At 29.6% G+C, this 14,861-nt stretch carries 16 protein-coding genes and 1 pseudogene; 5 read left to right on the plus strand and 12 right to left on the minus strand.

The window, feature by feature from the left end; all coding sequences use genetic code 11:
- Positions 1–217: 217 nt before the first annotated feature.
- The 11 genes from DN393_RS30760 to DN393_RS30815 form a co-directional block, all read right to left on the minus strand.
- Positions 218–952, minus strand: coding sequence for a hypothetical protein (locus tag DN393_RS30760; protein ID WP_149174277.1), 735 nt, complete (start codon positions 950–952; stop codon positions 218–220).
- 299 nt (positions 953–1,251) lie between these two features.
- A complete protein-coding gene (gene xerS / locus DN393_RS30765) occupies positions 1,252–2,346 on the minus strand; it encodes a tyrosine recombinase XerS (RefSeq protein WP_149174278.1) in 1,095 nt (364 codons plus the stop codon).
- A gap of 154 nt (positions 2,347–2,500) precedes the next feature.
- Positions 2,501–3,478, minus strand: a complete 978-nt coding sequence (locus DN393_RS30770) for a HEPN domain-containing protein (protein ID WP_149174279.1) — start codon at positions 3,476–3,478, stop codon at positions 2,501–2,503.
- A gap of 516 nt (positions 3,479–3,994) precedes the next feature.
- A complete protein-coding gene (locus DN393_RS32270; RefSeq protein ID WP_255449901.1) occupies positions 3,995–5,353 on the minus strand; it encodes a hypothetical protein in 1,359 nt (452 codons plus the stop codon).
- 206 nt (positions 5,354–5,559) lie between these two features.
- The gene (locus DN393_RS30785) at positions 5,560–5,928 is read right to left on the minus strand and encodes a hypothetical protein (protein ID WP_149174280.1); all 369 of its coding nucleotides are present in this window, start codon (positions 5,926–5,928) and stop codon (positions 5,560–5,562) included.
- Positions 5,929–6,006: 78 nt separating this feature from the next.
- Positions 6,007–6,294 (minus strand): hypothetical protein, encoded by a 288-nt coding sequence (locus tag DN393_RS30790; protein WP_149174281.1) that lies wholly within the window; start codon positions 6,292–6,294, stop codon positions 6,007–6,009.
- A 93-nt stretch (positions 6,295–6,387) separates the two neighbouring features.
- Positions 6,388–6,657 (minus strand): hypothetical protein, encoded by a 270-nt coding sequence (locus tag DN393_RS30795; RefSeq protein ID WP_001238822.1) that lies wholly within the window; start codon positions 6,655–6,657, stop codon positions 6,388–6,390.
- 94 nt (positions 6,658–6,751) lie between these two features.
- Positions 6,752–7,816 carry a hypothetical protein gene (locus DN393_RS30800; RefSeq protein WP_149174282.1) on the minus strand — a complete coding sequence of 355 codons (1,065 nt, stop codon included), beginning with the start codon at positions 7,814–7,816 and terminating at the stop codon, positions 6,752–6,754.
- A gap of 356 nt (positions 7,817–8,172) precedes the next feature.
- Positions 8,173–8,925 carry a hypothetical protein gene (locus DN393_RS30805; protein WP_149174283.1) on the minus strand — a complete coding sequence of 251 codons (753 nt, stop codon included), beginning with the start codon at positions 8,923–8,925 and terminating at the stop codon, positions 8,173–8,175.
- A 180-nt stretch (positions 8,926–9,105) separates the two neighbouring features.
- Positions 9,106–9,423 (minus strand): transposase, encoded by a 318-nt coding sequence (locus DN393_RS30810; protein WP_149174284.1) that lies wholly within the window; start codon positions 9,421–9,423, stop codon positions 9,106–9,108.
- A 30-nt stretch (positions 9,424–9,453) separates the two neighbouring features.
- Complete coding sequence (locus tag DN393_RS30815) at positions 9,454–9,903, minus strand: helix-turn-helix domain-containing protein (protein ID WP_149174285.1); 450 nt, start codon at positions 9,901–9,903, stop codon at positions 9,454–9,456.
- Between the two features lie 197 nt (positions 9,904–10,100).
- Between DN393_RS30815 and DN393_RS30820 the strand changes: the two genes are divergently transcribed.
- The 3 genes from DN393_RS30820 (at position 10,101) to hfq (ending at position 11,656) form a co-directional block, all read left to right on the plus strand.
- Positions 10,101–11,195, plus strand: a complete 1,095-nt coding sequence (locus DN393_RS30820) for a response regulator aspartate phosphatase (RefSeq protein WP_149174286.1) — start codon at positions 10,101–10,103, stop codon at positions 11,193–11,195.
- Positions 11,192–11,332: a hypothetical protein gene (locus DN393_RS31750; RefSeq protein WP_000757392.1), complete on the plus strand. Its 141-nt coding sequence runs from the start codon at positions 11,192–11,194 to the stop codon at positions 11,330–11,332. Before DN393_RS30820 ends, DN393_RS31750 begins: the two co-directional genes overlap by 4 nt.
- 138 nt (positions 11,333–11,470) lie before the next feature.
- On the plus strand, positions 11,471–11,656 hold the full coding sequence (gene hfq, locus DN393_RS30825; RefSeq protein WP_149174287.1) for an RNA chaperone Hfq: 186 nt from the start codon (positions 11,471–11,473) through the stop codon (positions 11,654–11,656).
- 1,004 nt (positions 11,657–12,660) lie between these two features.
- On the opposite strand, the pseudogene DN393_RS30830 reads toward hfq, so the two are convergent.
- Positions 12,661–12,981, minus strand: a pseudogene (locus DN393_RS30830) (DUF4030 domain-containing protein); the annotation flags it as partial.
- Between the two features lie 127 nt (positions 12,982–13,108).
- On the opposite strand from DN393_RS30830, the gene DN393_RS30835 reads away from it, so the two are divergent.
- Entirely contained in the window at positions 13,109–13,600 is a 492-nt protein-coding gene (locus tag DN393_RS30835; RefSeq protein ID WP_149174289.1) for a hypothetical protein, read from the plus strand.
- A 127-nt stretch (positions 13,601–13,727) separates the two neighbouring features.
- Positions 13,728–14,660, plus strand: a complete 933-nt coding sequence (locus DN393_RS30840; protein ID WP_149174290.1) for a hypothetical protein — start codon at positions 13,728–13,730, stop codon at positions 14,658–14,660.
- Positions 14,661–14,861: the final 201 nt, after the last annotated feature.

Here is a 14,861-nt window from a genome sequence, read left to right on the forward strand (position 1 = left end):
GGTTAACCTACATCCACCCAAGTGTTCGTTAAATTCCGATTTAATGAACTCTTCAGGGTTTTTCATAGAATTTAAATATAATATAGGAGTTTAGGCTATATTAACACATCATTATTTCCAAAAAATTGTTATTTAACCAAAGAGTCGCGTGGAGGTTTAAAGGATTCTTAAATTAACTAAAGACGCAAAGAGTTAACTCTTTGCGTCTTTAGTTAATTTAAGAATTAATTTGTTCTGTACATTTCAAATAGACTTTTGATGAAAAATCACACACATATCGAATTTGTTTTTTCGATTGTTTTCTTGGAACAAAAACTAATCTCTTTTCATCCATTGAGTATTCATATTTTAAATCTTTAACTTTTTTAAAATCATCCTCGTTAATCGGTTGAATATCGTAGCTAATCTGTTGGGTTGTTGCAACTTTTATCTTGTTCAGCATAAAAAAATACAAACAGCTAAGCAACAATGCCAAAGGAATCCCATTCCACAGGTAGCTAAAGTATTCTCCTTTATTAAGGTATTCTGATGAACTGGAGAAGAAAAATATAATACTAGTAATTACATTGAAAACTAAAATTTTAAAATGTAAACTTTTGTTTCTTATATTTTGTAATTTTTTTGCTCGTATTGAGGTAATAGTGAAATATATAAAAAGGATAAACCAAACAAAAGCATTCCATATAAAGAAACTGTGTTTATAATATTTACCTATGGCCTGATAAAGGATTATCGCATAAAGTAAATATACTATTGCACCACAAATTATTCCAATAACGTAAAACCATAAATTTAGTCTAGCTTGAGTGAATGGATCTTTAAGTTGTTTATCAAGGGGTTTAGTCGTCACAATACTTATAAATTGATTACTTCCATAAACTAAAGCTCCTACAAATGCAATTATAATAGCTGAACATTTTCCTAGTGTATCAATAGATAAACCACTAAACATTTCACATTTTCAATCCCTTCTTTATTTTAATAAATGATATGAGAATAGATAAGAGAGTTAGATTAACCGTATCAACATCACTATATTAGCATATAAATGTTAATATATACAATTGAATAGGTATAACAGGTAGTTTAGTTATCATTGAAACTATCGTTGGTGTTGAAATGGCTGCAGGGATTGCCATAGCAAACGCATATAAAGACTAGAAAGCACATACAAAGAAAATTAGAATAGCACTATATACTTTATATTAAATAGACTAAAACTTATATTTGTTAGATAAATAAATTATCTCATTAATCACTTTCTTCTAATTGCCGTTTTTCTAAACGCTCAATTGCTTCACGTCGTTTAGAATCATCAATATTCGTATAAAGAGATGTAGTTTCCATCGAATTATGCCCCATTTGATTTGCTAAGAGAACAAGATCTTTATTTTCATTATAATGGTTAGTTGCATAGGTATGACGCAACTTATGAGGGCTCTTTTTTTCGTCAAACGCCCTAGTATATTTCTCTGTAAGCTTTTGTATTGCATTAACAGAAATTTGCGCGTATGAGCCTTTATAATTCGTTACAAATAGAATATTCTCATCATCAGGACACTTATAACGATTAGCACGTACTTTAAGGTACTCTTGAACATCGTCTAGAGCCGTTTGTGTAGCCAAAATAGATGATTTTTTATCTCCTTTACGTATAACCTTGATGTAACGAGTACGAAAATTAATACTCGAAATAGTTAAACTAGCTGCTTCGGATACCCGAAGACCTGTACCTAAGATTAAACTTAAAATAGCAATATCACGCTCTCTATCACGTTTGAAGAATCTTAACTTACCAGGAGCATCTTCTTGTAGTATTTGCTCATATTCATTGGATAAAAAACGCATAAATTTAATGTCATCATTATTGTGGAAAATAACTTCAGAAATTTCTTTTGCTCTTGCTGCAGCGTCAATTTTTTCCTTATGAATTTCCATTTTGGCCATAACATTTCTATAAAAGTAACATTCTCCATTATCATCTTCAGTGTTACTTGTCAGGTAGTTAAATAATGACTTTAGAGCTGAAAATGTTCGTGTAACTGCCTTTGTTTTATTACCTTGTCTCTCTAAATAACTTTTAAACCTTTTTACTTGTTTAAGAGGAAGGTGTTCCAACGTTTCAATTGGTACTTCATGTATTTTTGTTACAGCTTCTCCATCTAGGACAGCAAGACGAGAGGAGATCAACCATTGTATAAACATTTCATATTCAATTAAGTATCCATACAAAGTAGCAGGGGAGAGGTTCGTTTTCTCTTCAATATATTCAATAATATACCAAGGCATTTTTTCTTTATGGCGTTCTACACGTGCTTGATACACTTGTTTTTCTCGATTGCTCAATTTTTTCACCTCAAACTTCAAAACAGTACATTGGATTTTATAATCAATGTACTGTTTTTGTATAAATTTGTCTAATTTTACATTAAATACAATTTTAATTTACTATCTAAAATACAAAATTGCATTTATAGGAAAGGGGACTAGAAATAACATTTTATGAAAGGATTAGTTTTTTAAACCATTTCTCTAATTCTTCTTCATTTTGTTCGAACTTTTCTTCAAAATCACTATTTAATATGATTTTTAACATTAATTCTCTAACAGCATTATCTAATTCAAGGGCAAGTTCAAGAGCATCCTTATATCTTTTTTCCGACATAGCTTGCCCATGAATTACAGTTGAACGAATTGCATAAGATTTTTTTACCAACGTAAAATAATACTCTCTCTGTTCCAATTGATCAGACATTATTTTAGCAAATCTCTCCGAAATTTTGTGTGTAATTTCTTCACGACCAGTTGTAAATAAACACTCTAAAATTGTACAATATTTCATTATTTTTACCGGTACATCTGTTTCATGTCTCGCAGCTTGTACAAAGTATAGAGCTCGAGATATTCTTAATGATTTACCATTATATGGACCCTCAGCCATCCGTTTTCCACTATTCACATCGGATTCTGGCTTTAATATCTCATAATATTGAATAGCTTTATCTATTTCCTCAATTGAAAACCCTGTATCCTCGAGTATTCCATTTGATTTAGAAGCTGAAAATGCAGTACCACTACTTGTAATAGAATAAAAAATCTCTTTTGTGCCAGTTCCTATAAAGCCTAATTCTGTATTTACACTATGATCTTTAACTAACCACAGTGCTACCATAAATATGTGTATTTTTCTTAAAAAAGAATTAGTATAATAATAATTTGCTTCACCAGATATTGAGTGTTTTTTAAAAGCTTCTTCCAGTTGTGTTAATTTACCTATTTGATAGATATATGTACTATTTTTTAAGGATTCATATTCAAGAGAACCGATTGTACGCTCGAATCCCTCATTATTAAAAAATCGATTAAATGTAGCTAAACTATTAGACAATCTCATGTTATCATCGTCAATTAATTTTCCTTTATTTAGAGTGGATGCAACTTTAATATTATACAGCCTTGCAATCATTTTATAATCCAAAATTATAAGACCTCCAGTAAAAATTCATATTGTATATTAATTATATCATATAGCATTCTATAAATTTATCTAATTATCAATTAAACACGGATTTAATGTAAAATTAATTTTGATTGTTAATAATGTCTCAAAACTTTCTATGTAGTTCCTACTTTTTACTCTTTCAATGTAAAGAACACACTTTCTATTAAATTATGAACTCCCTCTTTTTTGTTATTTAAGTTTATAACCTGTGCAATGCGAATTTAAGTAAAAAATGCATAGTCAATAATTAAATATAATTATCTTGAAGATAAAAATTTACTTTTCATGTGAAAATACTCGTATATTTTACAGATAGCATAACGTATGTTAAATTTTATCTTCACCACTTATAAACTAGGGCTTCCATCCTTGTTGAAAACCGTCATACTTTTCTTGTACAATGGTTTTCTTATCTTTTGGTAAATGTGATTTGTGTATATTTAAAAGAATAAAAGAAACAACCTTTATTCCTTAAGTGTCACAATAGAATATTTAATTTTCGAAAAAGTTATAAATCGCAAGATCACTTCTATTTTGCAACTCTTCTAATTGAGTTCTGTCTTCCTTATTAAACACCGATTTTATAAAAATAACATGGTTTCTCTGAATATGAGGACTGAATTCAAACTGAATGTCTGTAGTAATAGATTCTAAAACGGATGTTAAATACTTAATTATCTTCTTATTTCCGATTTTAGAATAATTATACCGGAATATTGGACTGTCATTGTGTAGTTTTTGTAATTCATTTAAAAACTCAATATTTTCAATTTCATCTGCAAACAAATAAACTGCCCTGCAGTCTACTGAATTTAAAATATCATTAAGATGTTCTTCTAATGTTTTTTCCAATTTACCTGTTTCAAATCCAATCTGCTTATTTATTTGAAGATACTTATTATTAATTGTACTTAAAATATCTTTTTCAAGTACTTCATTAATAGTACGTGAAAATTCATTATAAAGATTAATAATATCTCTTAAACAGCTAAATATAAAATTTGGGTAATCCATATTATAATGTACCATTGTAAAACGGGAATCCTTATTTAAATTAGCTATTAATAATTCAATCAATTTATTTTCATCATTTAAATACGCATTAAAAGCTATTTTATAACCCTTCCCCAAACTTTCTATTTGTTGAATTAGCTCACTATAAATCGCATCTTCTATTATAGAATGATAGTTATCTAGTGATTGTTGTACATGATCTGCCCCATCATTTTTATAAATCCAAACCTTAGGATTTAATTTATCCAAAGCATCTATTTTATTTATTAAATATTTCTCCATAGTTTTTAATACTAACTTTATATTAATTGCTTCAGCATTATTGAACTCTAAGTTTTCAAGTGGATTTATCCCTAAAACATCTTCGATCTGTTCATCCGTTAATTTTTCAAAAAATATATTTTTAATTTTATTTGCCCCTATAAAATCAGCTTCTATTCCATCACGAGTATTATTAATTTCATCCATAGCCTCTCTAGTAGGTTGAGATATTCCCTTAAATTTATCATTAACTACAAAATAATATTTTTTTATTTTTCTTCCATTACCTAACAAACTTTCAAAATCATCGTTCAATTTTTTTTTAGTATAAGCTGCCGTTGCTAATTCTTTTATTGCCCTTGGACCATAACATTGATAATAAACTTTCTCTTTAAAAATATACCCATCTGTTGATCCGTCTCCTAATTTTCCATATGCATCGACTTGTAAGAAATTTTCATTTGCAAGTTGCATTATCTTACAAAATAAATTTTCAAACTCTTGGCCATCAGAAGAATGTATTTTCAAATCGAATAATAGCTTATTCCATTTGATTTTCAATTTTTTTATATCCATTTTTCCCTCCTACTTTCCACACGATTTATATATAAGCAACAAAAGATTTACAAAATTATTATTTACTTTCTTTTGAAACTTAATATATTCCCCTGCGTTTTAATGGTAAACATTAAATAAAATTCAACCTTAATTTATATTATATAAATTTATTGTTTTACTTTAACTATCATATACTAGTTTCTACAGTAAATAAAATACACTTACTATTTCTTCTGCGCCACTTTTAATATATCCATCTCATATTCAAGTTCTTTTGTCTCTAAATTTAAAAAATCCATAGTCATTGCAAGCACTTTACCATCTATATTCCTTTTAGATCCCCATAAACGAACCGCTTTATTTATTTTACTATCCTCAAAAGTAACCTGGACTGTTTTCAGTTCCTCTCCCTCTACATATTCACGGGATATCCAACATTCTTTAAACTCTAGGGTTCCTTGTGGCATAGAGAGAACATAATTAAACATCACTTCTTCAAGTTCTGGAAAGCCAAACCCCTTCTTCTCAAGACAGATGTATTCAAAATCTAAAACGTTCGTAAAATGATAGATATGCTCTTTTTTAGGTTGCACAATAATTCCTCCATAACAATACAGCTATTTATATTGATTTGAATTAGAGTTTGATTAAAGGTGTTACTTATAATAACCTTATTGTGCATTAACAAGTTGACTTTCATCAAAGGGATTCATTATCAATATGTATTTTTTATTACCCAATCTCAGATTTACCTTATAAGGGCTATTTAAATTAAACATGTATATCTCTGGTTCAAAGTCATGTTTAAATTTATATCGGCGCGCCGCATTTTCAATCACTATATACACATACTCAGCAAAACTATCTGGTTCCATACAATCGTCCCATATTTCTTTCCACTTCGTTTTATCGACAACTACTTTATTTTTAAAATCAAGAGATAGAGTACTATACCCCATAAATTCCCACTCCTTCTAATAACTTATCCGATTAAATAAGACTAACTTATTGGCATTACTTATAAATTGATTCTTAAATTAAAGAAAAATCCTCTAGTAACGATATTTCAAATCTAAGTTGTCATAACTGTCATAATATGTTCTACCGAAAGCATAATCTTTTTTCGATCCTTTTTTAATAATGTACCCGGTTTCTATAAATGGACTCCTCCTATTTTGACAATGAGCACTACGATGACCGTCTCCTTGTCCATGAAGATGCCATGTTGCACAATATGGGCACCACACTGCAAGATTTCCACTTTCATCTCTTTCATAGGCTAATAATACAGGCAATGATCTTTCACTTTTATTTAATCTCATATGTATCCTCCTAAAAAATACAATATATAAATTATAATATAAAGAAATAATGTTTAATAAGATATAAGTTATCTTCCGATTACAAAAATTTCTTTTATAATAACTTCAGCTGAATATAACCATCGTCGTTATCTTTTAAGTTTTCTTTTTGCTCCTTGTTCTTGCTATTTTTCTTTTTTAATTCAGCTTCTATTTCTTTTTCTACATGGGGAATCTTGTCTTTCATAAACCACCGTGGTAGTCCTGAAGGAAAATACTTTCTTTCATAAGCAGTGCGTTCTTTTTTAGGAATACATTTGTATTCCTCCCAAAACCTATTTCTAAAATTATCGATTTCATTTTTTGTTAAAAGTGGTATCTCATCATAATCTCTGTTTAAAAGCTCTTGTTTTCTATATAATTGCTCTTTCTGTAATTGAATGCGTTTTCGTTCTTTTTCCTCTTTCTTTATTTTTTCTTGACGGATACGTAGCTCTTCTTGCTCCCTTTGTATTTTTTCTTTTTTTTGCACTTTATCTAACTTTTGTTCATACTTATTCAAAAGCCCTTTATAAAACATTTTTTCTGAAGTATTATTGGTTACCTGCTCATAATGTTGCTGTAATTCTTCTACAAATTCAATTAAATTTCTACCCTCAATCCATTTTTTGTATCTATTTTGTTCCTCATTAAAATACATTTCATAATCATTCTTGTCACTTAAGAATCTTGTTGGAAATCCTTTAAATAAAGTTTTTACGACTATATACCACTTATGGCACTCTTCTTTTAAATAATTCAACCAAGAATACCAGTTACCAATTGAAGATAAATGAAATTGAACCTTTTCTGTCTCCAAGCGTTCTATTAGAATACTAAATTCCTTTTTATATTGATTATATAAGTCTCTCATATAATCCTTTGCCATTTGTTCAGCCAATGTTTCCTCTTGCCTTCTGCGCTCCTCAGCTTTTTCTTGTTCTATCTCTAGTAATTTGTTAGTATAAGCTATTTTTATTTCTTCTCTTGCTTTTCTTGCTAATTCTATACTATTTAATGCTTCCTCTATCTGTCGGGCTTTATCAAACTCAATAGCAGCATCTACTAAATTCGTAGGATCAGAATCACTTCTATGAATTTGACCTTTAAATTCTTCATTTAATTGAGTATTCTTTTTCATCCTCTTATCATTTTTGTATTATGTGAATATATATCTTTTACATTAACCAATCTTGAATATAACAACTTAAAAAGACGTTTAGATAGTGACTTCTTGTATATAATTTTAATTTATAAGTCATTAGAGAAGCCACGTAATCCTTGTTTCTAATTCCCTAGTACATTTATAATAAATTAAAGTATTTGTAGCTTATTTTAATGAGATATCAGTTAGAACTTACGGTCTAATTCTTCATTCCCCCCCTACCATATATTGTATTTCTACTCATTGTCCATTTGAACCGAAGACGTAGAACATCTCAAATCAAGTAACAACAGAGCTTCCTTTCAAATCTACAATCTCTCAAGAATAATTCGTCAATATCCTATAACAGTAGTTTTAACTTCATTAATAATTTCATTAGATATCGCACTTATCGCTAATAAATAAACTTTATTTAGTCGAGGATTAAATATCCCTAGCTTTTCAATTTGTTCAAATTCAGAATGAATAGAATGAACACCCATTAAATAATATATAAGCAACTGTAAAGTGTTTTTATTAGTCGGATTTTTCTTTGAAACTTTAAAATCCCATAAAGTCGTTTCAGTTAAAAAATCACCATCTCCACTTGATATAAACTGGGTATAACCCCCTTCAAAAGTGAAACCATCTTTTACAATCGGTCCAAAATTATCGTTAAAGGTCATACTACGCTTTACCATGTTTCTTATATTAGAAATAGTAGCTAAATCTGGCTGAATGGTATGTACTGGCTTATAACTTGCAATACCAGCTCTATGAGCAGTATCAAATCCCACCAATTTGCACGCATTTTCTATCGAATTATCATCAAGACCATTAATCCCGCTTAGTAATTCTTCTGCATAATTGTCCTCATTAACTCTTGATGCACCTATAAGAGAAATTCTAAAAGCTTTTTCTAAGGAAGTTCCCATAGTAAAACGAGTAAGATAATCAACGGCAAGTCCAGTTAAAGCACTATGTATATTCTCTTCTTCATACAAAACAATACCATCATTTAATTCTATAACATCGAAATTTTTAGGTTTAATATATCCACCTCTAGGCTGTTTAATTTTAGAAATCCTCTGAGTAACTGATACCATAAAAACACCTCTTTTTTATATGTTATTTTCATTTCTATAATGGCTTTTAATGAAAAAACTGTAAAATAGTCATTAAGATTTTATCAATTGTTCTAACTAATGGGACGATGATTGTATTCTTACTTTTTATTATACAACTAATTTATTTTTCGAAAGATTTAATCATCAGATAGTATAATTTCACATTATTCCCCCATTAACATTTTTTAATTTTAATGAAATGTGTTTGTTATACCACTTATTTATTTTTCCCTTGTAATACTTCTCTACTTCGTATTCCGTAATCCAAATTTCATGTTCACGAATTTTAAACAATACCTGGCTTAAAACATCCTCATGTTCCTTTGGTATCAATCTACGGTTATGAACCTTAATCTTCTCTATATAAGCCTCTCTCAGCCAATTTAATATGGTTTCACGCTGTTTTTGCTTTAGGTGAGACCATTTCTTATTAGTTTGTAGTAATTGCCCCTTTGAATTCCTTGTGTGATTCTTCATTGAACGCCACCTCCCCTACTTTATTTTTACTTACTTCTTATTCGAACCGAAAACACAGCGCATTCCAAATCGAGTCACAGCATATGTCGTGCCAATTTTACGAATTGTGCCTTTCGGGAAATCATTTATTCTTTTACGTAATGTCGATGATTCAATTCCCCACTCTTCTATAGCATCCGTACTACTCATAATTTCGTTATCCAATAGATTAAGGTCTCCCCATTCTACATCTTCAAAATTAAATCCATCCATCTCTAACTGCTGTAGCATGTCTCTTTCGTTCCCTTTTACTGCAAATAAATTATTATCCTCTCCCTGCTGGACTTCTTCTAACACTTCTACATTTAGATATTCATGTTCAGTTACCTTAATCGTACTATTCTCAGATATATAATAATAGCTACCTTCTTTTACTTTGAATATAGACTTTTTCCATATGCCATCTGCACTCGTACCCTCAAAAATCCGTTCTGCTTTCATATTTATTTATCCTCCTTTCACGCAAACGTGATATATTAAAGAGAGGTTTATGATTCAAATGTAATCGGCACATTAAATTGTCTTAATTTTCCGAATTTTGTTGAAAAATAATTGGTAAACAGTTAAATGCTACGGATATTTTGCTATAGTGGGAATATATAACATTAGCAGACTTCTATAGGATGGGGGAATATATAATGATTGTTTCAGTAAAGGGGAATGAGCAAATTACCAAATTGTTAAATGACTGGTATACAGAGATACGTGCCAGACATATAGGAAAGGCACATAAATTAAAACTTGAGATTGATCAAAGAATACACAATATTGAAGAGGATCAAAACCTACTTTTATACTATGCTCTTTTAGACTTTCGTCATCAATATATGATTGATAGTTTAAGTATTGGAAAAGATAGTTTTGATAAAGTGGATTCATTGGATGTACCTGCAGATCAGTTTTTGCAATACTACTACCACTTTTTTAAAGCTATTCATTCTAATATTACAGGTAATTTCACAGGTGCAAAAGAACATTATCATCAAGCAGAATTACTCTTAAAACACATTCCAGATGAAATCGAACATGCTGAATTCCATTTAAAATTATCAACTTTTCATTATCACATTTACAAACCTCTTGCGGCAATTAAAGAAGCTACCAAAGCAAAAGAAATCTTTAAAAAGCACGCAGGATATGAGACTAGTATTGGGCTATGTGATAATTTGATAGGATTAGCTTGTACTCATTTAAAACAATTTGAGGAAGCTGAAGAACATTTCATTACGGCTATTAATACATTTAAAAAATCTGGCGAAGAAAAAAATATCACGTTTGTACGTCATAACTTAGGCTTAATGTATTCAGGTCAGGATTTATCTGAACTATCAATACGATATCTCTCTGAGGTAACGCAAGAACTCCCCAAAGATTATAAAGCAATCTTTATTAAAGCTAGGGAGCATATGAAAATTGGTGAGTCCAAAGAAACTTCTAATTTTATAATAAGAGGTTTAGAAATTTGTAAAGAACTAAAGAATGAAGAATACGAACATCACTTTTTAATTTTAGAAAAATTAAATCAAAAGGTTGCTGCTGGCGAATTAGAGATGACAATTAAAACAGGAATTTCTTATTTTGATAGAGAAGACCTTCATGAATATGTACAAGAATATGCTAAAAAATTAGCGGTTTTATTCCATCAAGAAAATAACCGTTCAAAAGCAAGCGATTATTTTTATCTTAGCCATCAAGCAGAAGAACAAAACTTTGAAAAGGAGGCTTTAAAATGAAAAAAGTAATGTTTAGCTTAATTGGATTAACAGCCGTATTCACGTTTATGTTTAACGCTAGCAATGTAACTGATACACAAAAAGCTCTTAGCGAGGATAAAGTCGTACAATATGCTCATGGCCATACTGGCGGATGATAAATAAACGAAGTCTTCACTACATTGTGAGGGCTTTTATTTTTTATAAGTATCCCCATAAAATTGTTATAATTAAACCATGCCTATTACATTTATAAGAAAAATTTCAAAACATTTATAGAGAGGAAGAAACTATTGATGTATACACAAGAAAGCTTTTATAAAAAATTAATAGAGGAACAAAGAGTAGTAACAATATTTTTAATAAACGGTGTTAGAATACCTGGAATCATTATCTCAGTTGATAAATTTTCAGTATTGATTTCTAATAATGGCAAACAACATTTCCTTTATAAACAGGCGATTTCAACAGTTGTTGCTTAAACTAGCATGAACTCCGGTGTTTCATTATCAATATACTCAACTTTAAAATTAATTTTGGATTATATTAATGTATGAAGCAATAAAAAAGGAATCCTTATTAAAAGGATTCACACCAGGAAGATATAGAGAGATACATAAATAAAAAGAATTAACTATATTATAATATAAAAACGAACGTAACATATTGAGAAATAAAAAACAAAATTGTATATTCTTACTATTAAACATAAAATGAGTATGAGTTGAATAACAACTACTCTCTAACCCTTGTAAAAGAATCCTTGGTCATGTGAGGGATTCTTTTACTTTATACAGGTTATTCTTGTTATAACAATTGTATTTATATATAATTTATTCGATACTATTTTTTGTTTCTATATTTATCTACCTAATTTTGGCCTGTATAAACAGGCTTTTTTAGTTGATATCGAAGAAACATGATTACTATACTAAACGCCTACTCCTATAGGTACTTGATTAAGTGTAGCAGATGACATATATCAATATAACTCTTCGTCAAATAAAGACTACTCTTGTTTTTGATGTATATTCATAAAAGCACGTTACCATTCTCATTAATATAAGAGAATAGCAACGTGCTTTGAACTTCAAAAATAGTTCAAAGCCTTAAGTTGATGGATGTGTGCCGATACAAATATATAACTAAGAGATGAAAATGCATGATGATATAAAAGAATATGATTTTAATAAATGTAAAGCGGCTTTTCAAAAAAAGGAAAGCGTTTTCGAAAACTAAAATACATGATATAATTGTATTTGATTCGCGTACTATACATATTATTAAAATTAAAGTGGTTCAAGTCGGAGAAAGGCACCTTAGGGTGTCTTTTCTTTATAAAAAACGCATTAGGCATCATTATTTATAACATAAAAACATTATGTTAACAAACTCTCTAAAATATGTGCATAAAGCTAATTCTTCCATTTGATAAGACAAGTCCAGTATAAGAAGTTAGTTTGTGGTAGGCTTTTAATAGATTAATATTCCAGCTTTTTTTCTCTACAATCTTCATATCCCGTTCTTTTATATTTATTGTGTAAGGCTTAACCCCTTGATTTTTCAACCGATTATTAATTTCTATTTTTACTTTAGATGAATCTTCAGTATTAGGAATTTCTATATCTAACCTTCTTGTATTCTCATCCCATATAGCAGCACTGACAAAAGATTTTTTATTTACAGTTTTGTTAACTGCCTCCATAACTTTTGAACCCTCACTCTTTGTTTCTTCTGTATTCCCATGGCAGGAACACAATAAAGCGAGTGATAATACAGAAACACATAAAAATTTTCCCTTTCCCATTTAAGTCCCCCCTCAAATATACTTAACTTTGTAATATTTCACTTGTCGGTAAAATATCCCAAAAAATATTAGTAGATTGTATTATGTAATAGAACCTATTATTACTTTAAAAGGAGATGGAGAAATTATGAAAAATGTATTTAGAAAATTAAGAGTATCCTCACTTGCTCTAACATTAGGAGTTGTTTCGTTTGGTGTAATATCACCAAATGCGAGTGCGGAAGAGTTAGTGTATCGTGTTGGAGACACTATCTATGATAATCGTGAGGTAGAGGAGAAAACAACGATACAAGAGAGTTTAAATCCTTTAGAGAACGCTCCAGGTCTAGCGGCACAACCTACTGTTAATTCAAAAGTATCAAGATATTTAGTCCCACCGCTTATAAGTGCAACAGCAACATCCTCGGCTACATTGAAACAAAATAAAATTGTAGCTAAAACAAGAGCATATAACGATCTAGGTGGGCTTATGGGGACAAAAACAGATTCTGCTAATAATTCATCTTATGCAGGTGCAACAGTAAGTACAGGTATTAAATATATTTCTAGAGCTATTGGTAATCATACGTATGAAAAATCTGGATATGTAACTGTTAACCATGAAACAAAAACTTCATAAAACAACTAACTTATGTGACATAAAAATATAATATTAATTCATAAATAAAAAAAGGTTGATCTAATATTCAGGTGTACAATGATTATTAGATTAATCTTTTTATACTAATGAATAGTAAGGAGCGATTATGAAAAAGAGTTGGATTCTATTTATTTTAGTTTTTATATGTATTATTTCTATTAGTGTTTTTGTTGTTCTTAATAATAAAAAAAATTCAAATTCAAATGAAACATCTACTGAAGAGCAACTCACAAAAGGATCTAATCGCTTGGGGTATGGAATGATGGGAAAAGAAAATAAAATAATAGATAACGGGAGTGTATTAAAAGATATATCCGACGGGAAAATTGATTCAAAGATTACTTTTAAAAATTATATTGACCAAGATCGAAAATATAAAATCCTTGTAATGAACAATTTCCAACAAGTTCCATTCGAAGCGAATAAAAGCAAAGATGAAAGTCATACTTTTCTTGCTAAAGCTAACACAACTGTAGATACAAATATCTCCAATAAAGTAGATGACAATATAAATGAAGTGGCATATTTAATCATTAAAGATCCAGATCTCTTGGTAGAAAAATTAGATTTAGATAAAGCAGGAGCAGTGCAGCAAGTATTACCTTTGCGGTATAGTTTAGAAAATAAAACAACTCCTTATTATCAGTACGAGAGCATTGCGCCCTTAAAAACAAGCGATAAACAACCAATTGATAATGTTTTTATTAGCGAAACAGAAGATGAATTAATTGCTTTGATGTCTGCAAAAAGTGGGCAAGAGGTTTATTTAACTGTAGGAAATCCCACTGATGAGGTTATGGATTATGCTTTAGTATCCTTTTTAGATTGGGAACAAGTACCACTGATTAATGAAGAAATAGTGCTGTATGTAACTGTTAACTCTAATGAGAAAAAAGTATTTCAATTAAAATTACCAGAGTCAGACAAAAAGAAAAATTATCAAGTGCTAGCATTTCCGTTTCCATATAAAACAAGTTATGAAAATTTCGAATCACATACAGTTGAAGGAACTTTTAGAACTGTGATTCAGCCAAAATAAAATCGGTAAGGTGGATTACAATCTGCCTTTCTTATTTTATTCTGGGTGTATTGCTACACACTCATATATAATGTAATCGATACTATTTTTTGTTTCTATATTTATCTACCTAATTTGGGCCTGTGTATACAGGCTTTTTTATTTGATATCGAAGAAAAATGTTTACTAGGGGTACTGCCACATCGCTATCAAGCTAAGCTT

This window comes from Bacillus sp. BPN334 (assembly GCF_008368885.1).
GTDB lineage: Bacteria > Bacillota > Bacilli > Bacillales > Bacillaceae_G > Bacillus_A > Bacillus_A wiedmannii.